The following is a 22,921-nucleotide window of genomic DNA, read 5'->3' as shown; positions in this document are numbered from 1 at the left end:
AATCGTTCTACCATTGTAACACTAAAAATTGGACAAAGCCTAACCGAAGCCCGGTGCAAAAAACCATCTATCGACGACCACTTAAGGAAGCCAGCGCCAAGAAAAAAACCTGTCTATATAGACAGGTGCTAATCGCTTGTGAAGCAGGCAGGTATCGGCTGCCTCTATCTTGCCGCCCCTTCCTTTTGGCTGCGGTAGGCCCAATGATTCGTCGGACCGCTCCCGCCGCCAATGCCGAGCGCGTTCTCGATGGCCGCCTGAATGAATTCACGGGCCGTCCGTACGGCCTCGTTGACCGGGTTCCCTTTAGCCAGCTCAGCGGCGATCGCAGCCGAGAAGGTGCATCCCGTTCCATGCGTATGACGCGTGTCAATCCGACTCCCTTCCAGGGTCGAGAAGGATTTTCCGTCGAAAGTAAGATCAACCGCCTTGTCAGACGATTCGTCATGTCCGCCCTTGATCACAACCATCGCCGGACCGTAAGCCGCGATGCGGTAGGCCGCCTCGCAGCGTTCCTCCATCGACCGGATCGCCATCCCCGCGAGCACTTCCGCCTCCGGAATGTTCGGCGTGACGACAGCAGCCAGCGGCAGCAGCTTGTTCTTCAGCGCGTCTACCGCGTCCTGCTGCAGCAGCCGCGCGCCGCCTTTGGCGACCATAACCGGGTCGACGACCACATTCCTCCAGCCAAAAGCGGCTATACGTCCTGCGACGGCCTCAATAATATCCGCGCTGAACAGCATACCGGTTTTGACCGCATCCACGCCGAGGTCGGTGCCCACGGCATCCATTTGTTCAGCTGCCGCAGCCGCAGGAAGCGGATAAACGCCTTGTACCCCGAGTGTGTTTTGAACGGTAATGGCTGTAATGGCCGACATACCGAATACGCCGAGCTCCTGGAACGTTTTGATATCCGCCTGGATGCCTGCCCCGCCGCCGCTGTCAGAACCGGCTACCGTCAATGCTTTCGAGATGCTCATTGCACAAATCCCCTTCCTGCCGACTCCAGAAGAGCGGTAATGGTTCCTTCCTCCAGCGGATGCCGGTCCATTACAGACAACGCGTCGAGGAAAGCGATTTGGAAGCTTCCCGGCCCCTCAAAGCCTGCCCGCTCAAATGCCCGAACGGCCGCTTCACCGTAGTACGCCAAGGCGGCCGCGCCGGCGGACAGCAGATCGGATTCGACTGCTCCAAAGGCGGCGATCACCGATGTCAGCAAGCAGCCGGTTCCGGTGACTTGGGTCAGCATCGGATGTCCGCCCCGGATCAAGTATCCTCTCGTTCCGTCGGTGATCACATCTTCTTGCCCGGTAATGGCGACGAGCGTCCCCAGACGGTGTGCCGCCCGTGCCGCCAAGTCGGCGGGAGCGGATTCCCCGGCCTCCCCTGCGTCGACGCCTTTTATCGCGCCGGATTCACCAATGAGATGGGCAACCTCCGCTGCGTTGCCCCGAACCAGTGATACGCGGACCTCGCGCAAAATCCGCAGCGCAGCCTCCGTGCGAAATGCGGTCGCTCCCGCGCCGACGGGATCCAGGAACACCGGAACGCCATGATCATTAGCCGATCGGCCGGCGATGATCGCCGCTTCCACCAATTCGCTGCTCAGGGTTCCGAGATTCAGGACGACGGCTTGGGCGCCCGGAGCCATATCGGCCACCTCCTCTTTGGCATAGGCCATAACCGGGGAGGCGCCAAGGGCAAGCAGGCCGTTGGCCGTAAAGTTGGTCACGACCACATTCGTTATGTTGTGAATGAGCGGACGCTGCTCTTTTATCCGTAAAGGAAGCTGGATGAGTCCGGACGGAAACATATCGGCGGTCATCGTCCCACCCCTTCCGCTGCAGCCAGGGAAACCGGCCAATCCTCAAGCGTAAACGCCATATCCCAGAACATGTACTCCAGCTGACAGCTGGTCAGAAAATGCTCCATCAGCCGTTTTTTTCTTGCGGGAGGAAGGCCCTCCGCCCATTCGTCGAGCAGCTGCCGCAGCTGTACCGTCACGCCGCTTTCCCGGTCACCGTAAAAGTGCATCCATTCATAAAACGGATGGGATTTCTCCGGCTGGACTTCCTCCAGAAGACGTTGGCCGATTTCCGTATAGGTCCACGGGCAAGGTAACAGCGCAGCTACAATATCTTCTAGTCCCCCCTCGTGGGCGACGTTCAGCATATGCCGGATGTAATGATTGGCCGATGGAGCCAGCGGATAGCCTTGCAGTTCCTCATATGCAACACCGGCGACATCACAAAAGTTTTGGTGGGGATGCGTTTCGCTGTTCAAAATAAACGAAATCTGTTCGTTGAAAAGCGCGGTCGTCTGCCGGCAATCGCATCGGGATATGGCAATGCCATAGATCCGGATGTAGGCATTTAGATATTCAAAATCCTGCTTCACATAGTGAATCAGCTGCTCCTTGGACAATGTACCTTCCGCAATCCCCCGTACAAACGGATGCTTGAAAATCGCTTGATAAATAGGATCTGCCGCGTGTCTCAATTCTTCGGTAAAACGGGCCATGATAATGCACCTCCGTTAATTTTGACGAAAATCGCATGTCGGGGCGCGGGGGAGCCAACACAAAAAAGCCGCCCCGAAATGGAGCGGCCGCTATTTGCAGTGTCATCCTGAATGTAGCTCATCAAGAAAGTTGCGTATGTAAAGGCCTGCTCCACTTCCCTCCGCCGGTATTAACCGGATCAGGTTCAAAGGGTCCAAGCGATCGCTTGTCTCAGCTGCCTCCGCAGCTCCCCTAGTGGATTTTCGTATGATATTTTACAAGTTCATGAATAACTGTAGCTCCGTTTGCCGGTGTTGTCAAACAAAAAAAGCTGCTGGCGGGATACCGGGAAAAAGCTTGTCGATCGTTTATGCGGATCTCCTTCCACCTTCAAGTGTTTATCTTTTCAACGCGTAAGAAAGGATCATCTCGACGATGACGACAGCAGCATAAATGGCAGCGGCCGTTCGATAACCTGATCCGTACAGCGCAGCCGCGGCCAGTCCGAATACGATCAGCTGCAGCACAGCCCGGACGGGAAGCGTCACCGGGAAGGTCGCTTTCGGTGCGACATACATGCCCCAAAAAACAGCAACAACGACCGGCGAACCTATTCCTGCCACGATACGGATCCACAAGGCGGTATCCAGTTTAAATCCCCACAGGCAAAAGGCTGCCAGTGCGCACAGCTCCATTAGAAAAAAGATAAGGTCGATCACAATCATTGCCAAACCCTCCGTTTTGGGCCGGTCAGGGCCTTTGGAATGAAGCCATTCTCAGAGTAAAATTATGCCGATTGTTTCTTGCCTACCGCAGCGACTCTTCCCCTCTCACTCCGGCTTGTGGGCTTTCACAATTAAAAAATGCGGGTGATGCAGAATCCGCTGGTAGAAGTCGGCCGACTCCGGCAGCCGCTCCAGAAACTCGGGAACCGGCCTTGGTTCGACAAGCCGGTCCAGTACAAACCAGCTTGACGTCATATTGACGATTTCCTGCAGGGGTCTGCGGAAGAACGTTACTTCAACGCTGCCTGCCTCTTTCTTCGTCCACCGGTCTACAAGCAGCTCCCGTACAAAATAATCCGGTCTCTTAAAAACGGTAAAGTCCATAAACGGATGGTGCACCGAAAACAATAACGTTCCTCCGGGCTTCAAAACCCGCTGAAACTCACGGAACAGGGGATCCCAGTCTTCGATGTAATGCAGCGTTAGCGAACTGAGAATCAAGTCGAACTTATTCGTACCGTAAGGCAGCGGTTCGCTTAGATCGTGAACCCGAATCTCCGCTTGACTGCCGACTCGCCGTTTGGCCGCGCCCACCATATCGGGGCTGAAATCGATCGCCGATACCGATGCCCCCCGGGAAACGAACTGCTCGGTATACCATCCTGCGGCGCAGCCTGCATCAAGGGCATGGAGTCCGGACATATCCGTTGGCAGCAGCTCCAGCATGGCCGGACGCTCGTAGTATGCATTGGCGCCGCTGTCCGAATCGGTATGCAGTTCATAGTCCTTGGCGAGCTTGGTATAAGCTTCAAGCACCTTCTCTTTCATGCAACCACCTCCGTAGACTCGCTATTCACCACCATATTATACCAACCAACAGAAAGGTTGGATATAAATAAACCAGCTTTATGTAAGCTGTGCATAACTTAATTGCCGCAGGATGCGTTATAAATGACAAGAACAAGTTTGAAGGCGGGGATTGTCTTTGTTAAAAAGCGTTTCTTTTTGGCTCACGTTATGTATGATCCTCACCTGCATACTGGATGCCTCCGGACAGGGTTTGGCCAACATCATACTGATCCGGCTGAATCCCTTGCTTGAAGCCTTGCTGCATGACCCAGTGTATTCGGGGTGGCTGTCCGATAAACACGCTTTCGTAACGAACAGTTACTTTATTCCCTTACGGTTCCCGGCGTATCTTCTCTCCATCGTCATGGCAGTCATCATCGGTGCGGCGGTTGATCTCCTCATTTACGGGATGAAGCGTGGATTGGCTCGCCGTGGCCATCCGAGGCCGACATCATGATCCCTAGATTCTGGTTTTCATGCTCGTACCACTTCCTCATTGCTCATCCAGTAACGGTAAAAGGCTGCCTCACGGCAGCCTTTTACGCTTGATTTATTTGCTTTCAGCGGGTTTCACGCCTCTGAAGGGCAATGCATTTGGCTACAGAACGCTCGTCGTTCCAGCTTGCTGCAGACACTGCAGGAGGGCGTTATTGAAAAGATGCTGGTCGTCTTCATAACGGCTCGTATACTTATTGAGCATTCTGACACCTACGGCCTGATGCTCCGGGTAGACAACCACATGGCATCCTGCCGCTCCGGTAGCGTACAGCCAATCCGAGCGATGATACCACCCCAGTATACGGCGATCGGGATTCATTGCTTTCAACTCGTCGCTGAGCTGATAAAATGCTGACGGAATCAGCTGACGCCCTCCCGCGCTTCCCCGTTTCAAATGCAGGTACCCCCACTTGGCCAAATCCCTGGTGCTCGTATACATGTTTCTTTCATGCCCTTCATGGGATTCCAGACGAACCGTAGCATAGGCTGGATTCGTTGCATAGTCGCAGACAAGACTGGCCGTTGGCGCGGTAGCCCATATGGTTTCCTTGCAGCTGAGCGGCTTTAAAACGCGCTCCTCCAGAAACGCCGCAATAGACTTCCCTGACAAGGCTCTCACTACCTGCCCTTGAATCCCTTCCCTCTCCCATTGCATATCATGAAAAAATTTAGGGCCGGAAGCAGTCGCCAAATCACATAATGTCAACTGCCCCAAATCTTCACCGGGGTAATCGCTCAACACTTCTGCAACCGGGGTGGAGATCGGTACTCCGTTGTCCAGAGCCGCCATAGCCATTGCACAGGAGATATACGTTTTTCGGGTGGAGTAAATGTTGAACATGGAGGACTTCGTAACGGGAACCGCTCCTCCTTTATGATGATGAAATCCATGATATTGCTCATAGACGATCCTGTCGTTGTGTATGACCAGAATGGATGAAGCTGACGCACCGTATTCGGTGCGTGCCTTTCGGACGACTTCATCCAATGGCTCAAATGCTGCTTGGTTAGGAACGCTGTCCAAATTCACATACACTCCTCTTAATGATAATCATGATAGGAATATATGTTCGCCAACATCATATAATTTTCCTGCTGCCCGTTACCTTTTTTATTCGCTTCGTTCCCGGTTTTCAAACCAACACATAACAGCAAGTCAGGAGCCGCCAGCCGGTCTCGGGGGTTCACCTCGGCCTTAGCGCCTCCTGCTGCGAGCGGTATTCGAGCGGCGCAACGCCCTCCATTTCCTTAAAGACCTTGGTAAAATGCTTCACGTTCTCGAACCCGGCCCGCTCGCTGATTTCGTACACTTTCAGGTCCGTGCTGCCAAGCAGCTCCTTGGCTTTACGGATTCGCAGCTTCCGCAAGTAGCTGACAAACGTCTCCCCCGTATACTCCTTGAAAGCTTGGCTGAAATACGAATAATTCAATGAGACATGATTGGAAACGACGGCCATATTCAAGTTTTCATGAAAATGCTCCTCGATATAGACGATGGCCCGCTGAATCTCGCTCTGGTCAAAATGCATCGACCGCATCCGTTTCACATAATCGCTCAGCAGGAAGAGCAGGCTCTCCAGACTATGGAAATAATCATGAAAATGGTTGAAGTTGTACAGATTCCCCACCTGCTTGTGGAGTTTTAAAATGTCGACGGATTCCTCGCCATAGGTTTGAAACACCTGGTCGAATACATGCTCATTAAAAGCATGGCTGATCCCTTCCAGATACCCGATATCATACTGCAGAATCGTCCGGATATCGAAAATATGCTGCAGCAGCCGGCTCAGCTCGGCATCCCGATCCAATCCGAGCAGGTTGGCCGTCTTCCGGATGTCTTCCAGCGGGATGCGGTAATCCGTCCGTTTGCCGGACAGTTCAGTGCTTCGAATGAGTCCCGGTATGTTTTGGAACAAAAAGTACTTCAACGCCCGGCCGGCCTGCTGGTAAGCTTTCTTCACCTCCCCTGCTCCCGCCATCTCTTCGCTGATGCCGGCCCGGATGGCGCTGGACGACTGCCGATTGATTTCCTCTCCCAGCCGGTTGAACGGAGCAGCGGTGTCGGTAAACATTACGAGTTTGCCGTCTTTGTCGTAAAAACGGATATAACGTTCACCCGGAAGCCAGCCGATCATCTGGTCAACATAAGTGGTGAATTCATCCCAGCCGGCTTCCCGGTAGCGTTCCGGGACGAGGACCAGCGCGGCGTATCCGCCCGCATCCAGCCAATCCAGTCCCGCCTGAAGGACCACATCCCGAATGGCGTGCTCGTCCATGCCTTCCTGCAAAAACAAATACTGCAGCCGGCTCACCGCATAATTTTCCTTAAGCGCCTTCGTTCCGCGCAGCTGATCGGCGATTTCCCCCTTGCGGATGCGTTCTTCGTCAAGGCGCCGCAGCGTCCGGAACAGCTCGTCACGAACGATCGGCTTCAGCAAGTATTCCTTCACATTGCAGCGGATCGCCGCTTTGGCATACTGGAAGTCGTCATGACCGCTTAGAATAACCAGATCCGGCCGCGCCTCCTGATCCTGTATACGGTTAATGAGCTCGATTCCGTCCATCACCGGCATGCGGATGTCGGTAATGACCAAGTCTATTTCCGTCTCGTCCATGACTTGAAGCGCCTGCTCCCCATTCGCGGCAAAGTACAGTGCGTAGTCGTCGCCGAATTCGCGGCGAATCATCGCTTTCAGTCCATCCCGGATATTTTTCTCATCATCAACGATTAGCAGATTGCACATGGGCAGGCACACCTCCCGCTAGAATTAGATAAGGCAGCGTCATCGTGACTCGCGTAAAACTTCCTTCGGCGCTCTCCACCCGGATCCCGTGCGACTTCCCGTAAAACATGACGATACGCTGATCGACGTTCCGCAGTCCGATGCCGCTGCTTTCCCCGTCGTTGAGCTCCTTCCGCATTTGCTGATAATCCGCGTCTTCCAGCCGGATCATCAGGTTGATCTTCTTCAGCTTGGATTCGGGAATCCCGTCGCCATTGTCACAGACCTCGATAATGATGCTGTCCCCCGATACATAAGCATGTATAGCGATTTCCAGCTTTTCGCCCTCGGAACGGGAACCCATCCCATGCTTAACGGCGTTTTCGACGATGGGCTGGAGCGACATCTTCAGCACTTCCTGTTCCATATGGACCGGTGGAACGTTGATGTTCAGCACCAGATTGTTGTCATAGCGTATGTTCATGATGGCGATGTAGTTTTGGATATGCTCCAGTTCATCCCTCAGCCGCACATGGTTGCTGGTCCACTGCAGGTTGTAGCGCATCATGCGTCCGAGTGAGGTGAGCGAATCGGATATCGTGAATTGGCCCTCAATTTCGGCGAGCATCTTTAAGTTTTCGAGAGTATTGTACAGAAAATGGGAGTCGATCTGGTTTTTGAGCGACTTCAGCTCCGCTTCCTTAGTCGCCGCCTGGCGGTTCACCGCCTCGACGATCAGCTCATTCATCCGTTTGAGCATCTGACGGAAATGGTGGGCCAATTCCCCGATCTCATCCATGCTCGTAATGTCAATTTCGAAATTAAAGTCGCCTTTGCGTACTTTTTTCATCGAATCGCGCAAAATGTTCAGCTTTTTCAAAATCAAGGAATGCAGGATATAGGACGTGGCCGACAGCAGGGCGATCAGAATAATCGTGGCAATGATGATCGTATTCCGCCGTTTGCTGACGTCCGACAAAGCGCTTTTTAGCGAAACGACGTTGAACAGATAGCTGTCCAGCGGCTCCATATCGCTCGGAATGCACAAATATGGCGTCCCGTTATAGGTAAAGGTAAACTCGCGGTCCGTCTTCTTGCCGTGCTTAGCGAACTCGTCCATAATCGTTTCAACAGGGAGCGTTTGCATCAGGCTCAGGGACGGGTTGGTAAACGCTTTGCCCTCCCGGTTCACCACGATCATTTGTGAGCTCGTATCTTGTACGCTGCTGAAGGTTTTCATAAAAAAGTTGTTCAGCTCCATCGTCACCTCCAGGATGCCGTTATGCTTATCGTTCGGATATTTGATCTCGCGCAGCAGCGTGACAAAATCGCCGACCTGATCGCTGGCCACCGTGCTGTTCTTGATCACGTCCTTATTCGTCGCGCTGATCTCCCACCAGACCAGTCCGTTGCGCCGAAGAACCGTCTGGTACCAGGGCTTGTTCTTGATTCGGGATTCTTTGAAAATGACCGGCCAAAACTCTCTCACGTTCGGGTTTTCCGAATACAGCCGGATGTTGGCGATGTTCGGATTGTTAAACAGATAGTACTGAAAGCTGGAGAACGTCTTCATCTTAAAATCGATCAAATCGGCCGTATCCAGCTCCTCCCTGCTCTGCAGATACTCATTGATCTCGCTGTTGGAGATGGCCAGTTGGGCCGTCCGTTCCATCACCTGCATGTTGTTGGCCACGTTCGTTTTCTCGATCTCCAGAATATATTGGTTTTTCTTGGTCAAATCTTTGATCGTATTCAGGTATACCCCGTTGAATAAATACCAGGAAACCAGGGTGATCGGGATCAAAATAATACAGATAAACGATAGGATCAGCTTCAATTGAATCGGCATCCGGCCGATGGCGGTCGACAGCCTGGCCATTCGATTCCGGGCAAGTTTGATCATAGCCGCAAGCACCACCCAGCCCATTTATGGTAATAAGCCTGAAAATCCGCGAGCAAAAAATCGCGGATTCCAGGCCTGTGTCAGAAGGCGCTTATTTGTTGAGCGCTTCCAGTTTTTTAACGTTCTCTTCGTATGCTTTTTGGCGATACGCGTCAATTTTGTCCTGTTTGTTCTTGTTGCGGTCTTTGATGTAGTTGTTCCACATCTCGTCGAATTCGGCATCCGATTTGGCCAGCAGCAGCTTCGGCAGCAGTTTGCCCCAATTCCGTGCGTTTTTGCTGCCGGCAATCCCCTCTTCGGATGTGCTCGGCGGATCCAGATTGTCGAATTCGGACATGCTGATCGATTTGCCCTTCGTCCAATCCGCCATCTGTTTCTGCGGATCGACGCCCGGCGGTGCCCACTGCAGGTTCATGTTGGTATCCATCAGCATCCAGTAGGTGTAAGACGCGCCGTATTTCTGGTCAAACGCGGTACGGTCCGTATTCAGGAGCTTCACGACATCCGGCAGGAACTGGTCTTTGCCGTCGATGTTGTCGTAGGTCACGCCCTTTTCGCCGAGGAACAGGTCCTTGTTGCCTTCCTCGCTGATCAGGTAGGTCAGGAACTCGATCGCCCGCTTCTTGTCCTTCACGTCCTTGGAGATCAAGGTCAGCGTCCATCCGGAGATGCCAGGACCGGAGAGGGTCGGCGCGTCCTTCTTGGAGTTGGCCGGACCGTTGATCGCGATGTACGCAGAATTCGGGTCCTTCTGGTACAGCGACATGTTCTGCGCATCAAAGTCGGAGCGCTGGTATAGCATCGCGAAGTAGCGGCCCTGTGCGATTTTTTCTTCCATTTGCGGACGCTTGTCGATGAAGATGTCCTTCGAGAGCAGTCCCATTTCGTTGGCTTTGCGGAACGTCTTCAGCCATGAGATGTATTCGGGATCCAGGCGGCGGTCATACAGCTTGCCGTCCTTCTGCTGCGGGATTGCCAGGAAGTTCTGGAGATACCCTTCGAGCGAATAGTTGCCGGTCTCGCTGAATTCATGCAGTCCGAGCGGAATGAGCGGCTGGCCGTTCACTTCCGGGAACTTCTCCTTCGCCAGCTTGAGTGCGTTCAGGAACCCTTCCGGCGTGCTCATATCCGGGCTGCCGATGGCTTCATACATGTCCTTGCGAACCTCGAACGTTTGGTTTGACGTGAAGTTCGAGCCGTACTTTTTGTAATCTTCAGGAGAGGACGATGCGTTCGGGTATCCGTAGATGTTGCCGTCCGGCTGCGTGTACCATCCCAGTTTAGCCGGGTCGGCTACTTTGAAGAAGTAAGGATCGTATTGATCGGCCAGTTCGTTCAGCGGAAGCACGAGCTTGCCCTCGATCATCTTCTTGACGGCTTCCTCGCTCCAGCCGAGCGTGATGAAATCCGGCAGCTTGCCTGAGGCGATCATGGTGTTCAGCTTCTCGTTCTCATTACCCGCCGGAACGATAAAGTTGATGCTGACGCCCGTCTTCTTGGTGACATATTCGGCAGTCGCGTCGCCGCCCCATTTTTTATTGAACCACGAAAAGTTCATGTACCAATCAAACGTGATTGGCGCGTTGTCCGACTTCCAGCCCGGCTCATCCGGATTCGGTTTGGCTTCCCCGCCGCCCGTGGACGACGTGTTCTTCGCATCCGTGCTTCCGCTTGTCGCGGCGGTGTTTCCGCCGTTTGTCTCGCTCTTGCCGCCGGAGCAGCCCGCAAGGGACAGCGCCATCGTGAACACGACGGTCAGAGCGATCATGGAAGTCATGAGTCTGCGCGATTTGCTCATGGATTCTAACCCCTTTTCTTTCGTTAATCTATTAACACTCCCGCCAGGCGGGACTGATAACCATGAATTAACCCGGATTCCCGGTTACTCCTTGATCGATCCGATCATGAAGCCTTTTACAAAATACTTTTGCAGGAACGGGTACACGAAGACGATCGGCGCGGTGGTAACGACCATGGTAGCCAGCTTCAGCGATTGGCTCGTCACCGACACCGCCATGCCGCTTGGCATGGATGCCAGCATCTGGTTGGAGCTTGACTGCGCAACGACGCGGTACAAATACGTCTGGATCGGCTGCAGGTTCGTATCATTAATGAAGATCATCCCGGTAAAGTAATCGTTCCATTGGTACACCCCGTGAAAGAGGGCGATTGTCGCCACCACTGGCATGGATACCGGAATGATGACTTTGTAGAAAATTTTAAAATCGTTCGCCCCGTCGATCTTCGCCGCTTCTTCCAGTCCCGGAGGAATCTCCCGGAAAAACGACAGGAAGATGATCAGGTCGAAGAAGCTGAATGCAGCAGGTAGGATATATACCAGAAAATTGTCCAGCAGATGCAAATCCCGGATCAGCAGGTAATACGGAATAAGGCCCCCGCCGAAGAACATCGTCACCGTGCCGATGAACATATACAGCTTGCGTCCGACAAGCTCCCTTCTGGAAAAGGCATACGCCACCATCGCGGTAAAAAATACATGCACCGGGGTACCGATCAGCGTCTTGGCCACCGTGACCCCCATGGCCGTCATGATGCCCTCGCTGCGGAACACCGCCTGGAAGCTGTCCAGGCTGAACTGCCGCGGCCACCAGTAAATGCCGCCCCGCATCGCGTCCGCCCCGTCATTAAATGCGTTCACGATGACGTACCAAATCGGATACAGCGTGACGAAGCAGACGATCAGCATCAGCACGGAGTTGAAAATTTCAAAGATCGCGCTCGAAGCGCTTTGGCGTTTGAATGAATACACGAAGAGTCACCGCCGTCCCATCAGAATAAGGAAGTATTGTTAAGCCGTTTCGTAATGCTGTTGGCTCCAAGCAGCAGCGCGAGAGCGATCACGTTTTTGATCAGTCCGACCGCGGCCGCGTAGGAGTACCGGCTCTCTGCCAGACCAACGTTGTATACGTAGACGTCTATGACGTTGCTTGACGTTTCGTTCAGCGAGTTGCGCAGCACGAGAATCTGGTCGAAGTTGGAGTTCAGGATGCCGCTGACGGCCAGAATGAACAAAATGGAAATCGTGCCTTTGATCGAAGGAAGCGTAATGTTCCACATTTTTTGCAACCGGCCCGCCCCATCGATCGTAGCCGCCTCGTACAGCTCCGGAGATACGCTCGAAATCGCCGCCAGGTAAATGATCGCTGACCAGCCGATCTCCTTCCAGATGTCGGAAGTGACGACGATGGACCAGAAGTATTTGGGCTCGGCCAGGTATGTAATCGGCTGATCGATCAGGTGAAGCGCCATCAGCACCTTGTTGACGATGCCCACATCCGCCAGCCAGGTGGCGAGGATGCCGCCCAGAATGACCCAGGACAAAAAGTGAGGCAGGTAGGAAATCGTCTGAATCCACTTTTTGAACACGATCGAACGGATTTCGTTCAGCAGGAGTGCGAACAGGATGGGCAGCGGAAACCCGATTACCAGCTTCAGGAGGCTCATCCCGAGCGTATTTTTGATCACGTATCCGAGACTGTCGTCCTCCAGGAATTCCTTGAAATGATCCAATCCGACCCACGGAGCCGAAGAGATCGAGTGAATAATGTCGAACTCTTTAAAAGCAATGATGACCCCGTACATCGGGATATAATTGAAAACAATCATCCAGGCGACGCCCAGCAGAGCCATAATCTGCAGATAGCGCTGGCCCACAATTTTCCGCCACAGCTTCTTCTCTTTCGCCTTCTCGGCGGCAGGTTCCCACTCGGCTTCGATACCGGCCCTTGCGTTCATGTTCTGGAAAGCACCCCGTTTCTGAAATCTCTTATGTAAGCCCTTTCAGGTACTAATTATAGGCGGCGGTTCCTATGAAAAATAGTCTTCAAATTTTAGTTAAGGTTTCTAAATTTCAGGTGGCATCCGGTGGAGAAGACAGAAAAAAGCCCCGAATCCGACAGAAAGTGCCGGAACCGAGGCTTCTAAACCTTAGTTTCTAATGTAGGGCGTTACAAGTATTCATTGATTTATTTGACGACGTTGGATAACACGTCATCGATGATTTGCGTATTGGCGATCGTTCCCGAGTACAGCCAGCTGGAATGATCGTCGAACTCATACACATGGCCTTCCTTGACGGCCGGGATGTTAGCCCATACCGGATCCTTCAGCAGCTCATCCTTTGATACGCCGCGGCTGTTGACGATAAACAGATAATCGGCGTCCATTTGCGCGAATTTTTCCAGCGAAACCTGGTTCCAGCTCGCCGTGCCGGTTTTGGACAGTTCTTCTACCAATTTAGGCTTCGCGAGTCCCAAATCATCATACAGCACCGAGCCGCTGGACAAGTGGTCGCTTGACACGTAAATGTCTTTGCCCGTCACCCAAAGTGCCGCTGCCGTGTGCGTGCCGATGGCCTTCTGAAGCTGCTCCTTGGCGTCCGCCGCTTTCTTATCATAAGTTTGAACGGCTTCCTCTGCTTCCTTGCTCTTACCAAGCACTTCGCCAACCGCCTTCAGTTCTTCGCGCCAATTGTTGCTCTTCTCTTTACCTACGACGTAGGTCGGAGCGATCTTGGAGTACTGCTCGTATTTGTCGTCCGTCGCCATGTCCGCACTGCTCAGGATGATCAGATCCGGCGTAAAGCTCATGACGGCTTCATAGGGAAGGTCGTAAGAGATTTCCGGAATGCCGTTCAGCTGATCTTGCAGGTAATACTGCACGGAACCTTTGCCAGTCGACCACTGGGCAACCGGTTTGACGCCAAGCGTCAGCAGATGATCTTCCAAATAGGATGCGATGATCCGCTTCGGATTCGCTGGCACTTTCACTTCATGACCAAGCGCGTCCGTCAGCACGCGTTCCTGCTTGGTATCCGCGGTGCTGTTACCTCCTGCCGCTGCCCCCGAATCCGTTGTGTTTGAATTGCCGGCTTTATCGCCGCAGGCGCTGGCCAATACGGTAAAGCTCATCAGCAGCGCGAGCAGCAGTGATCCTTTAAGTTTGAGTTTCATGATGGTATGTCCCCTCCACTGGTTCATTCTATCTAGGCTAGAGTCTCATTATTTTTACGAAAACCTATATGTACATCCATGGTCCATCCGGTTTTACGTGAAAGATTTCTCTTTAAGTATCATATGTGATAATGAATCTCATTATCAAGTGTTTTTTTCGTGACAGTGACCCGTCTTTGGGTATACTTGGTATAAAATCACCCACAGGAGCGAGAAAGATGAGAAGAAGCGGTGCTTTATCATTGGGGGTTGCCCTTGTCTGCTGGACTGCGTTTATCCTCCTCATGACAACCCCAAACCCCACGTTCGGATTTGGGCGTCTGATTCGGTTCGAACCTTTCGTTCTTCTGATCATAGCCGCCACCCTGTCTTTTCTTTGGGGCATAGCCGGATTTTACCCTGGCGGGAACCGAAAGCAAATCATTCTCTCATTGGGCACTATACTGTTAAATATGATGCTGATCTTTTGCCTCTTGTACATCGTCTTCATCGGAAGGCTTATCTCTGAGGTCTAGAATTCTGTATATCCTTCCGATGAAGCCCTTAAGCTATCCTTTAGTGCTTCAAAGTCAGCCCTTGCTCTCATTTATGGAGTCGAATCAAATTCATTAAACCAATCAGCACAGCCGTGCCTAGGGCAAGTAGGACCCACAGCGCGTCTCTGAACGCAGTAACGTACCCGTGGTGATCCGCCAGAGTATAAAACACACCGCCCAATATCGCTATCCCTAATGCCTGAGAGATTTGGGTCATCGTTGTCAGAATCCCCGAGGCAGCCCCTGAATCTTGCTGGCGGATCCTGAAAAGTATCGTTTGAAGCAGCGGGGGAGCAATGACTCCCTGGCCGGCTCCCACAAGGAGCATAAGCAGATACAGCAGCGTTTTGCTTACATGTTCTCCCGATTCATATAATAGGCCGATCAGCGCAAGATCGCTGACGAGCATTAGGATCGCGCCCCAATATACGACTTTTTCGGAAAAAGCCTTGACCAGCTTTTGGGCAAGCATGGATGATGCGGCGAACCCGATTCCGAGCGGCAGAAAAGTTAAGCCTGATGCCAGCGGCGATAGTCCCAGCCCCTGCTGAAGAAACAGGACGAGAACAAAGTATAAGCCGGCGTTGCCGGAATAATAGGCTAATGTCACAAGCAGACCTCTTGTAAAAGCAGGGTATTGAAAAAGAGACAGCTGAATGAAAGGTACCCTTCCTTTCTTTTTCACATGGCGTTCATAAGCCAGACCGAGCGAGATGACAAGTGCCGCCAATGCCAAGGATGCATAGGTCCACCAGGGCCATCCCGACTCTCTTCCGCTGATCAGCGGGTATATCAGGAGCAGCAGCCCCACTGTGATGGACGAAAGACCGATGATGTCCAATTTGACGACGGGCGAATCCGAGCGTGATTCTTTTAGTACGATCATGGATCCGACGATTGAGATGATTCCGAATGGAATATTAATAAAAAATACGTTCCGCCATCCCAGTCCTGCGATGTTCCATTCCAGCACAAAACCACCTATCACTTGCCCGGCAACGGATGCCAGACCGATCACCCCGCCGTATATGCCCAGCGCAATCCCACGCTCTCTTCCGGTGAAATGGACCTGAATGGTCGATAGAACCTGCGGAATCATCATGGCTGCCGACATGCCCTGGAGTACCCGCGCGGCAATCAGCAGCTCAGCACTTGGGGCCATGCCGCAAAGAGCGGACGCAATGGTGAAACCTGTCATTCCCCAGAGAAACATCCGTTTTCTCCCCCAATAATCGCCCAACCGCCCGCCGGTCACCAATAAAACAGCATAAGCGATCGTATAGGAAGTCACCACCCATTCAACTTGCCCGTCGGTTGACGAAAGGCCTTTTTTAATATCGGATATCGAAACATTCACAACAAATACGTCAAGAATTGCCATAAAGGTCGCAAACAGGATGACGGTCAAGGACCACCAGCGGTATCCCGCTACAGAAGGTGAAGCTGAAGCTTGTCGGCCTGTTAAAGCTTGATTTTCCATATCCTTTTCTCTCCTTTAGTCCATGTATGCAGCTGCTGATCTGATTATATGTGCTAAAATGAAGAGAAGTAAGTACGCACATTTTTGTGGTACAGTATACTTCTTGTAACTTATGAGGAGGGATCGGGTTGAAGAAAAATCCGGAATATGGCGTACTCCGCGCCGAATATCTCCAGGGCTGCTCCGTTGAAGTCGCCTTGAATATCATTGGGGGCAAGTGGAAGGGAATGATCCTGTACACCCTTCTGGACGGCACCAAACGCTTTAACGAACTGCGTCAGATCATTCCAGGTATTACGCAGCGCATGCTCACACTTCAGCTTAGGGAGCTGGAGGACTGCGGAATCGTCCAAAGAGTGGTTTATCCTGAGGTCCCCCCAAGGGTGGAATATTCGCTGACCGAGTTCGGCCAGACGATCAAACCGGTCATTCTGCAGATCAGGGAATGGGGCAGTTCTTATAAAAAAGCGATGGGCGGCCACCTTAAACAATCCAACTCCAACTAAGCACCGATTAAGATACCCCCTTATGCTAAAACACTCCACCATTGCACAAAAAAAGGAGGGATTATTCCCCTCCTTCATCCGTTGATCAATACCGCAAACGCCTCATACGGCCGCAGCCGCATCGCTTCGGATGGAACGGTATCCGGATAGACGGATACCATTTTCTGTCCGCCTGTTATTCCGTCACCCCGGAATGCCGCCTCCTCCTTGTTCATATTCGCTACGATCAGCAGCCGATGCTGATCCATGCTTCGTTTGTAAGCAAATATATCAGCATCTCCCACGTCAACCAATTCAAAGCTTCCGCTCTCAAGCAGCTCGTGAATGACGGGGTCTTGGGCAAACCGCCCCAACTCTTGGTAAAAGCCGTCTGCTTCTTCATCACCGCCGGTCACAGGGCAGATCCGACCCTGCATCAACTGAACGGTCAACGCCATGCATTTGGCGGGCTCCATATTCCACTGTTGTTCCATTGACATTCCGCTGTGCCGCCACTGCGGAATTCACCTCCATCATGATGTTTCCTGGACGCCCGCAGCCGCACGGGACTCGACCCGGCGCTTTTTCCATGTAATCGACAGCACCGCGGATCCCAATGCGAGCAGGACGAAAATTACGCCAACCCAGGCGTTGTAATACACCGACGATCCTTCGATCACCATGCCTCCAATCGCCGACCCCAGCGCAATACCGATATGGGATGCCGAGCTGTTCAAGCTCTGCTGGATGTCCGGCGATTCCGGTGCCGCTTTGATCAGGTAGCTCTGCATCGAAGGAGAGATCGACCAGCTGAGCATGCTCCAGACGATCATCACGATCAGGCAGACATACACCGAAACCGTAGATACCGGCATCAGCAGCATGGCTACGGCAAACACGCTGACAATGGTCAGAATGCTTTTCTCAGGCCCAAACCGGTCGGTGACCCAGCCCCCTGCCCCGCCGCCAAGGACAGCCGCGATGCCAAAAATAAAATAAAACAGGCTGAGCATAGAAGGACTCAGGTGCAGCGTCTCCTGCAGAAACGGCGTCAGATAAGCATATAAGGTCAGGTGACCGGTCAGCATCAAAATCGTAATCAGCTGGCCAAAAATGATTTTGCCGTTTTTCAAGGATGCCAGCTGCTTGCGCAGCGGCACGGTCTCGCCGGGAGGCGTTTTGGTAATAAAAATTTGCACCGCGATGAACGATATAACGGCCAGAATGGAAATCATGACAAACGGAGCACGCCATCCAAAAGCGTTGCCCAGCATCATGCCCACAGGTACGCCCAGTACGAGGGAGCCGCTCACTCCCATAAAGATAACGCCGATGGCCCGGGCTCTGTACGCCGGTTCCGCCATCTGGGAGGCCATCGTGATAGACAGCACGGTGATGAGCGCGGCGCTCGCTGCCGACAAAATTCTTGCGATCACCATCATCGTAAAATTCGGGCTGACGACCGAAAGCACATTGCCGGCAATGAAGACCAGCAGGGCGCATTGGTACAGCAGTTTACGTTCGACCCTCGAAGCTGCCGCCAGCAGCACAGGCCCCGATACGGCAAATACCACGGAATATAAAGTGATCAACTGCCCGGCTGTGCTCACCGAAATATGAAGGTCCGATGAAACGAGATCCAGCATCCCCCCGACGATCAGCTCCACCATTCCGGTCACGAAGCAGGCGATCGCTAGAATGTAAATTTTAAAATTCATGCAGCATGTAACTCCCCTCTGTAAAAATCTCTCTGTTCCATGTCTTTTATGGTTACTACTGCAATGGTAACCTAATTCAAAATGAGGATCAACCCCTATTTTTTGCATACAAAAAACGGATGGATCCGGGTCCACCCGTTTTTCACGTGACGCGCTTAATATTTCAACTGAAGCAATTCCGTCATAATCTCCTCGTCGTTCAGCAGAATATCATTGTATTTGCCTGTTATTTTCGCCAAAAGCAAATCGTGATGGAAATAGTCCGTAAACACGCGCACGAACGGCTGTGACTGGGTCTTGATCGCCTGCCACGAATCATTCTCCACGCCGGCAAATACGACCTCGCGGTCGTCTACAATCAGCAGCCTGAACCGCTCCAGCATGACATGCTGCTCGCTAGGCTTCATCGGGACGATCTGGGGCAGGCCATCAGGCGTATCGCCAATCACGACACCTTCCACTTTGACGCCATTTTGCTGCTTGTCCAGCAGGATAGGCAGATACTTGTGGAAATCGTCCTCCCACGCCGAAAACCGGATCGAGCGCTCTGCATTCTCCATCATCTGCTTTAACTGGGATCCGATCGATGAGTCTGCCTTCAAGCTCCAGACATGGTCGTCGATGACCGCTTTCTGAACCTTATGCTGCTCCAGCTCCTGAATGTCCGACTGAAACTCTGACGTTAATTTCTCGATCACGAGCGGAAGTGGCAATGCGGTATACAGCTTCTTTTTTTCCGAAACGGATTCCAGCACCATCCCCTTCTCCACCATCCGGGAGATCACTTCATATATCTTCGCCTTGGGCACGCCGGAATGCTTCACGATCATCGTGGCGTCCATCGGCTGCTCCGCCGACGCCAACGCCTCGTACACCTTGCTCTCATATTGTGAAAATCCGAATTTATGTAACATGACTTTTATCCCCGCTCCCCTTGCTGCTTGGTCGGTGCAATCTTCAGCTTTGTTCCGGAGGCGCAAGCAGGAAGCTTCTTACCGTTTCGTCAAACCGCTCCGGCTCCTCCACATGCGGCGCATGCCCGGAATGAAGGAATTCCACGTACCGCGCTCCCTTAATGGCATCCGCGATTTCCCTGCCCCACTCCGGCGGATTCAGACCGTCGTATTTCCCGCTGATGATCAGCGTCTCCGCCGTAATCCGGCCATAATCGGGACGGAAATCAAACCCTTCAAGTGCCCGGTTGGAAGCGGCGTTCTGCTCCTCCGTCAAGCTTGTTCCACCCTCTTGAACATGCTGCATCCACGCTCCGACCAATGAGAGATTGTGAAACATGTACCGGCTTAAATGCTGCACCTTTGCCGGGGTATCCATACCTTCCAGTTCCTCGGCATGCTCGCTGAATAAACGGGCCATCGACGAGGTCCTGCCGTTGGACTTGGGCGTGACAAGAACCAGCTTCTCCACCCGCTCCGGAGCGGCAATGGCGACTCCTTGTGCGATATAGCTTCCCATCGATCCACCCACCAGGTATACCTTGTCCAGCTTCAGGAAATCCATCACCGCAATGACATCCCGGACATGATCCGAGAGACGGTATTCTGCCGGCTTATCCGACAGGCCATGCCCTCTGGCATCAATGGCAATGACGCGAAAATCAGTGCTGAACGAGTGAATGGCGTGTTCCATCGAGTGAACGTCCAGGCCAAGCCCATGCAATACAATTAGCGGGAAGCCGGTTCCTTCATCGACATAATGGAGCTTGATCCCGTTAACGAAAGCTTCCATACTTTTCCCTCCCCAACCGGAATGAGCTTATTTTACCATTCTCAGCAGGGAAGGCAAAGCAGCTTTCTATGCATGCTCCCCTTCCTCCTCATGCACGGTTTGCGATTCAAACAGATGCGCCTCATGATAATTGACATCCAGCCTTAAATTGTTGGCCAGCGCCCGGCTGATCTCACCCGCTTCGAACAACCGTTGAATTTCGTTCCGCTCCGACTGGATGGCCTTGAGCTCAAGCTCCCGGCGGACCGCATCCATCTCTTCAGCCCGCTCCTCGTGTGCAGGTTCCTGTGTCAGATGCAGCTCCAGCCCGCGGTAATCGGCAATAATCATGGCGATGGTATCCCGGTTGCCCGATGTCTCGAGCCCCTTAACCCGCTCTATCGCAGCACGGATCGCTTCCAGCTTCAGCGCCTTATAAGCATTCCACTTCGGGTGGTCTGGTGTCATGCGGGCTTTTTTGTGTTTGCTGCCTTGGAACAGCCGGGTGATGGCCGACCATCCAACGATCAGCAGCTTCTTCACCTTGAAACGGGTGGACAGCAGCAGCTCGACCCGCGATACCGTGGCCTTGAACCGATCCGCAAGTTTTGGCGAAATCCGCTCTTCCTGCAGCCACCGGTCCGCGGTTTCCTTCTCCGCCTCGAGCGCCTCCAACCGGATTTCCACAGCCTCTTTCCATAATCTGTTCATTTCCGCACGATCTCTGAATCTGCACATCTGCAGCCTGCGGGAATACGCAGCGATCAGCTCGATAGCCTGCTGCCGGTTTTCATCGTTTTTCTCCTCTTTGACTGTTCGTAGACCCGCTTCAATGACACGGATGCGCGCTTGTCTCTCGGCATCCTCCGCAAGAGCGGGATCCACCTGGGGACCGCGGGTCAGGATGGGCAGTAACACGCTGGCGCTGATCAGGGTCAGCAGAATGACGCCTGAACAGATAAAGAGGATCAAATCCCGTTCGGGGAAAGGACTGTTGTCGGCCAGTGTCAACGGAATGGAGAAGGCCGCCGACAGCGTCAAGGCTCCCCGGACACCGGACAACGCTGTCAGCACGGCGGAACGGAATTGGCGGTTCGATGCCCATACCCACACAAAGCGAAGGACCATTAATACCAGCGTAATCAGAACGATATAGGCAATGGATTGGCCGTTATTGTATGCCTTGTCCTGCCATACCGTCCGGACAACGCCGGGAATTTCAAGTCCAAGCAGCAGAAACACGAGACCGTTCAAGGAGAATAGGATGACCGACCACGTGCTGTCGGAAACGATGCGCAGGCGCGCTGATCCCGTCCTCATCCGGTCCCGTTCGATCGCATGGGTTACACCGGCAGCAACGACGGCCAAAATACCGGACAGGTGAAATTCTTCAGCAATCCAATAGATCAGAAACGGTGTCAAAATAATAATCAGCACATGCAATGTGACATCTTCCATCCCAAGCCTGCGCAGCAGCATGCGGAGCCAAATCGCCAGGAAGCCGAGCAGCGCTCCGACCACAATCCCGCCGACCGCGATCACGATAAAGCTGCCAATCGCCCGCGGCAGGGAGAAATGGCCGGTGACGGTTGCGGCAATGGCAAAATTAAAAGCAACGAGGCCCGAAGCGTCGTTCATCAACGCCTCACCTTCGAGCAGGCGCATGATGCGGCCCGGGAGCTTCACCCGGCCGGACAGCGAGCCGACGGCCACCGCATCGGTCGGCGACAGAATGGCCGCCAGCGCAAAAGCCGCCGACAGCGGGATGGCCGGAATGAGCCAGTGAATAAACGGCCCTGCAATCAGCACGGTGGCAAACACGAGGCCGAGCGCCAGCAGCAGAATGAACGACCGCAGCTGCCACAGCTCGTCGCGGGGTGTCATTTTTCCATCATTAAAGAGCAGAGGCGCGATGAAGAGCAGCAAGAACAGTTCCGGATTTAGCGGTACATGATGTACGCCGGGAATGTACGTGACCGCGACGCCCAGCGCAATCTGGATCAGAGGCACCGGGACCGCCGGGGTAAAGTGATTGATAACGTTCGATATGCCGATCAGAATTAGAAGAACGATGACCATCAGTAACAGTTCCATAGTGATTTCCTGCCTTCTTTCTGCCAAATGTCGATATGGCTAACATTCCCGGAAGGGGGATCATTCATGAGTTGAAGTCAGCCGATCCGGCAGGGATAAATCATGATAGCAAAACCGGCTGTACGACACAGCCGGCTGTATGTCTAATGCGTATGCAGTTACCGATAAGATGCCTGATATAAATCAAGCTGTTACGGCGTGGGAAAAGGAATGCTCTGCGCGGTCCGGATCTGCTGCAGATCGACACGCAATTGCTCCTGCACGCTGAAAGGATGGTACAGTCCCTTGGCGATCGCGTATTTGGTAATCTTCTCATGCGTATCGATCGCCTGTTCCAATTGCCGCTCCAGGATGCCTTTGATTTCCGGAGTGACGCATTCGGTTACGGCCATCGCCAAATTCCGGACGCCGCTCTTGGCGGTGACTAGAAAGTCCATGGCAATCACATCGTCGGTTAATTTGTTCATGCCGGTCATGTATTCCAGTACGGGATTCATTGCAGCGTCTCCTTTCCTTTGTTCAGAACGGCTGCAAGCTCGGCCAGCTGATCGGATGACATCGCGGCATCCTGCTGGAGAATGAGCTTGAGCTCAGGATCTGTGACCAGCGCCTGCATCGTTTTGGACTTCGTCATGCAGACCGTCTTGAAGGCGGCAATTTCATGCGCCTCCAACAACTCATGCATGGCATACGTTGGATTTATCAAGAACTT

22 protein-coding genes and 1 riboswitch are annotated in these 22,921 nt (G+C 53.1%); of the genes, 2 read left to right on the top strand and 20 right to left on the bottom strand.

The genetic code is table 11. The features are described 5' to 3' along the window. Positions 1–164 precede the first annotated feature (164 nt). The 5 genes from thiD to BCV73_RS09740 form a co-directional block, all read right to left on the bottom strand. Positions 165–980, bottom strand: coding sequence for a bifunctional hydroxymethylpyrimidine kinase/phosphomethylpyrimidine kinase (gene thiD / locus BCV73_RS09760; RefSeq protein ID WP_089546933.1), 816 nt, complete (start codon positions 978–980; stop codon positions 165–167). Beyond that, complete coding sequence (gene thiM / locus BCV73_RS09755; RefSeq protein WP_481855789.1) at positions 977–1,825, bottom strand: hydroxyethylthiazole kinase; 849 nt, start codon at positions 1,823–1,825, stop codon at positions 977–979. The genes thiD and thiM overlap by 4 nt, the downstream gene beginning before the upstream one ends. Continuing rightward, entirely contained in the window at positions 1,822–2,520 is a 699-nt protein-coding gene (gene tenA, locus BCV73_RS09750) for a thiaminase II (RefSeq protein WP_089546932.1), read from the bottom strand. The genes thiM and tenA overlap by 4 nt, the downstream gene beginning before the upstream one ends. 139 nt (positions 2,521–2,659) lie before the next feature. Further along, positions 2,660–2,764: riboswitch (TPP riboswitch) on the bottom strand. A 134-nt stretch (positions 2,765–2,898) separates the two neighbouring features. Next, complete coding sequence (locus BCV73_RS09745) at positions 2,899–3,225, bottom strand: YrdB family protein (protein WP_089546931.1); 327 nt, start codon at positions 3,223–3,225, stop codon at positions 2,899–2,901. Positions 3,226–3,330: 105 nt separating this feature from the next. Continuing rightward, positions 3,331–4,053 (bottom strand): class I SAM-dependent methyltransferase, encoded by a 723-nt coding sequence (locus BCV73_RS09740; RefSeq protein ID WP_089546930.1) that lies wholly within the window; start codon positions 4,051–4,053, stop codon positions 3,331–3,333. A 157-nt stretch (positions 4,054–4,210) separates the two neighbouring features. Between BCV73_RS09740 and BCV73_RS09735 the strand changes: the two genes are divergently transcribed. Next, the gene (locus BCV73_RS09735) at positions 4,211–4,531 is read left to right on the top strand and encodes a hypothetical protein (RefSeq protein WP_076167006.1); all 321 of its coding nucleotides are present in this window, start codon (positions 4,211–4,213) and stop codon (positions 4,529–4,531) included. 141 nt (positions 4,532–4,672) lie between these two features. On the opposite strand, the gene BCV73_RS09730 is transcribed toward BCV73_RS09735, so the two are convergent. From BCV73_RS09730 to BCV73_RS09690, 8 genes are all read right to left on the bottom strand, one after another. Next, the gene (locus BCV73_RS09730) at positions 4,673–5,602 is read right to left on the bottom strand and encodes a serine hydrolase domain-containing protein (protein ID WP_179231941.1); all 930 of its coding nucleotides are present in this window, start codon (positions 5,600–5,602) and stop codon (positions 4,673–4,675) included. Positions 5,603–5,756: 154 nt separating this feature from the next. Then, entirely contained in the window at positions 5,757–7,316 is a 1,560-nt protein-coding gene (locus tag BCV73_RS09725) for a response regulator transcription factor (RefSeq protein ID WP_089546928.1), read from the bottom strand. Then, positions 7,294–9,198: a sensor histidine kinase gene (locus BCV73_RS09720; protein ID WP_256992798.1), complete on the bottom strand. Its 1,905-nt coding sequence runs from the start codon at positions 9,196–9,198 to the stop codon at positions 7,294–7,296. The genes BCV73_RS09725 and BCV73_RS09720 overlap by 23 nt, the downstream gene beginning before the upstream one ends. A gap of 91 nt (positions 9,199–9,289) precedes the next feature. Beyond that, entirely contained in the window at positions 9,290–10,996 is a 1,707-nt protein-coding gene (locus BCV73_RS09715) for a type 2 periplasmic-binding domain-containing protein (protein WP_089546927.1), read from the bottom strand. A gap of 84 nt (positions 10,997–11,080) precedes the next feature. Then, positions 11,081–11,905 (bottom strand): carbohydrate ABC transporter permease, encoded by an 825-nt coding sequence (locus BCV73_RS09710; RefSeq protein ID WP_084203839.1) that lies wholly within the window; start codon positions 11,903–11,905, stop codon positions 11,081–11,083. 83 nt (positions 11,906–11,988) lie between these two features. Continuing rightward, positions 11,989–12,954: an ABC transporter permease gene (locus BCV73_RS09705; protein ID WP_089546926.1), complete on the bottom strand. Its 966-nt coding sequence runs from the start codon at positions 12,952–12,954 to the stop codon at positions 11,989–11,991. Positions 12,955–13,184: 230 nt separating this feature from the next. Beyond that, positions 13,185–14,171 carry an iron-hydroxamate ABC transporter substrate-binding protein gene (locus tag BCV73_RS09700; RefSeq protein ID WP_089546925.1) on the bottom strand — a complete coding sequence of 329 codons (987 nt, stop codon included), beginning with the start codon at positions 14,169–14,171 and terminating at the stop codon, positions 13,185–13,187. Positions 14,172–14,753: 582 nt separating this feature from the next. Beyond that, positions 14,754–16,187, bottom strand: coding sequence for an MFS transporter (locus tag BCV73_RS09690; RefSeq protein WP_089546923.1), 1,434 nt, complete (start codon positions 16,185–16,187; stop codon positions 14,754–14,756). Between the two features lie 128 nt (positions 16,188–16,315). Between BCV73_RS09690 and BCV73_RS09685 the strand changes: the two genes are divergently transcribed. Further along, positions 16,316–16,693 (top strand): winged helix-turn-helix transcriptional regulator, encoded by a 378-nt coding sequence (locus BCV73_RS09685; protein ID WP_234489216.1) that lies wholly within the window; start codon positions 16,316–16,318, stop codon positions 16,691–16,693. A 74-nt stretch (positions 16,694–16,767) separates the two neighbouring features. Here BCV73_RS09685 and BCV73_RS09680 read toward each other — a convergent pair whose 3' ends face one another. The 7 genes from BCV73_RS09680 to BCV73_RS09650 form a co-directional block, all read right to left on the bottom strand. After that, complete coding sequence (locus tag BCV73_RS09680; RefSeq protein WP_089546922.1) at positions 16,768–17,166, bottom strand: hypothetical protein; 399 nt, start codon at positions 17,164–17,166, stop codon at positions 16,768–16,770. Between the two features lie 39 nt (positions 17,167–17,205). Beyond that, positions 17,206–18,390: an MFS transporter gene (locus tag BCV73_RS09675; RefSeq protein WP_076167037.1), complete on the bottom strand. Its 1,185-nt coding sequence runs from the start codon at positions 18,388–18,390 to the stop codon at positions 17,206–17,208. A 155-nt stretch (positions 18,391–18,545) separates the two neighbouring features. After that, the gene (locus BCV73_RS09670) at positions 18,546–19,304 is read right to left on the bottom strand and encodes a TrmB family transcriptional regulator (RefSeq protein WP_076167041.1); all 759 of its coding nucleotides are present in this window, start codon (positions 19,302–19,304) and stop codon (positions 18,546–18,548) included. Between the two features lie 43 nt (positions 19,305–19,347). Further along, on the bottom strand, positions 19,348–20,136 hold the full coding sequence (locus tag BCV73_RS09665; protein WP_076167044.1) for an alpha/beta fold hydrolase: 789 nt from the start codon (positions 20,134–20,136) through the stop codon (positions 19,348–19,350). 66 nt (positions 20,137–20,202) lie between these two features. Beyond that, on the bottom strand, positions 20,203–22,209 hold the full coding sequence (locus BCV73_RS09660; protein WP_076167048.1) for a Na+/H+ antiporter: 2,007 nt from the start codon (positions 22,207–22,209) through the stop codon (positions 20,203–20,205). A gap of 191 nt (positions 22,210–22,400) precedes the next feature. After that, complete coding sequence (locus tag BCV73_RS09655; protein WP_076167052.1) at positions 22,401–22,706, bottom strand: spore coat protein; 306 nt, start codon at positions 22,704–22,706, stop codon at positions 22,401–22,403. After that, a complete protein-coding gene (locus tag BCV73_RS09650; protein WP_076169411.1) occupies positions 22,703–22,894 on the bottom strand; it encodes a hypothetical protein in 192 nt (63 codons plus the stop codon). The genes BCV73_RS09655 and BCV73_RS09650 overlap by 4 nt, the downstream gene beginning before the upstream one ends. Positions 22,895–22,921: the final 27 nt, after the last annotated feature.

The sequence above is a fragment of the Paenibacillus sp. SSG-1 genome, assembly GCF_002224835.1.
Taxonomy (GTDB): Bacteria; Bacillota; Bacilli; order Paenibacillales; family Paenibacillaceae; genus Paenibacillus_AQ; species Paenibacillus_AQ favisporus.
This window is presented reverse-complemented; position numbering and strand designations above follow the sequence as displayed.

What these genes read in the sequence shown, in the direction of transcription:
- thiD (WP_089546933.1), bottom strand. Translation starts at nt 980, where the DNA reads ATGAGCATCTCGAAAGCATTGACGGTAGCCGGTTCTGACAGCGGCGGC.
- thiM (WP_481855789.1), bottom strand. Translation starts at nt 1,825, where the DNA reads ATGACCGCCGATATGTTTCCGTCCGGACTCATCCAGCTTCCTTTACGG.
- tenA (WP_089546932.1), bottom strand. Translation starts at nt 2,520, where the DNA reads ATGGCCCGTTTTACCGAAGAATTGAGACACGCGGCAGATCCTATTTAT.
- BCV73_RS09745 (WP_089546931.1), bottom strand. Translation starts at nt 3,225, where the DNA reads ATGATTGTGATCGACCTTATCTTTTTTCTAATGGAGCTGTGCGCACTG.
- BCV73_RS09740 (WP_089546930.1), bottom strand. Translation starts at nt 4,053, where the DNA reads ATGAAAGAGAAGGTGCTTGAAGCTTATACCAAGCTCGCCAAGGACTAT.
- BCV73_RS09725 (WP_089546928.1), bottom strand. Translation starts at nt 7,316, where the DNA reads ATGTGCAATCTGCTAATCGTTGATGATGAGAAAAATATCCGGGATGGA.
- BCV73_RS09720 (WP_256992798.1), bottom strand. Translation starts at nt 9,198, where the DNA reads ATGATCAAACTTGCCCGGAATCGAATGGCCAGGCTGTCGACCGCCATC.
- BCV73_RS09715 (WP_089546927.1), bottom strand. Translation starts at nt 10,996, where the DNA reads ATGAGCAAATCGCGCAGACTCATGACTTCCATGATCGCTCTGACCGTC.
- BCV73_RS09710 (WP_084203839.1), bottom strand. Translation starts at nt 11,905, where the DNA reads ATGCTGATCGTCTGCTTCGTCACGCTGTATCCGATTTGGTACGTCATC.
- BCV73_RS09705 (WP_089546926.1), bottom strand. Translation starts at nt 12,954, where the DNA reads ATGAACGCAAGGGCCGGTATCGAAGCCGAGTGGGAACCTGCCGCCGAG.
- BCV73_RS09700 (WP_089546925.1), bottom strand. Translation starts at nt 14,171, where the DNA reads ATGAAACTCAAACTTAAAGGATCACTGCTGCTCGCGCTGCTGATGAGC.
- BCV73_RS09690 (WP_089546923.1), bottom strand. Translation starts at nt 16,187, where the DNA reads ATGGAAAATCAAGCTTTAACAGGCCGACAAGCTTCAGCTTCACCTTCT.
- BCV73_RS09680 (WP_089546922.1), bottom strand. Translation starts at nt 17,166, where the DNA reads ATGGAACAACAGTGGAATATGGAGCCCGCCAAATGCATGGCGTTGACC.
- BCV73_RS09675 (WP_076167037.1), bottom strand. Translation starts at nt 18,390, where the DNA reads ATGAATTTTAAAATTTACATTCTAGCGATCGCCTGCTTCGTGACCGGA.
- BCV73_RS09670 (WP_076167041.1), bottom strand. Translation starts at nt 19,304, where the DNA reads ATGTTACATAAATTCGGATTTTCACAATATGAGAGCAAGGTGTACGAG.
- BCV73_RS09665 (WP_076167044.1), bottom strand. Translation starts at nt 20,136, where the DNA reads ATGGAAGCTTTCGTTAACGGGATCAAGCTCCATTATGTCGATGAAGGA.
- BCV73_RS09660 (WP_076167048.1), bottom strand. Translation starts at nt 22,209, where the DNA reads ATGGAACTGTTACTGATGGTCATCGTTCTTCTAATTCTGATCGGCATA.
- BCV73_RS09655 (WP_076167052.1), bottom strand. Translation starts at nt 22,706, where the DNA reads ATGAATCCCGTACTGGAATACATGACCGGCATGAACAAATTAACCGAC.
- BCV73_RS09650 (WP_076169411.1), bottom strand. Translation starts at nt 22,894, where the DNA reads ATGCATGAGTTGTTGGAGGCGCATGAAATTGCCGCCTTCAAGACGGTC.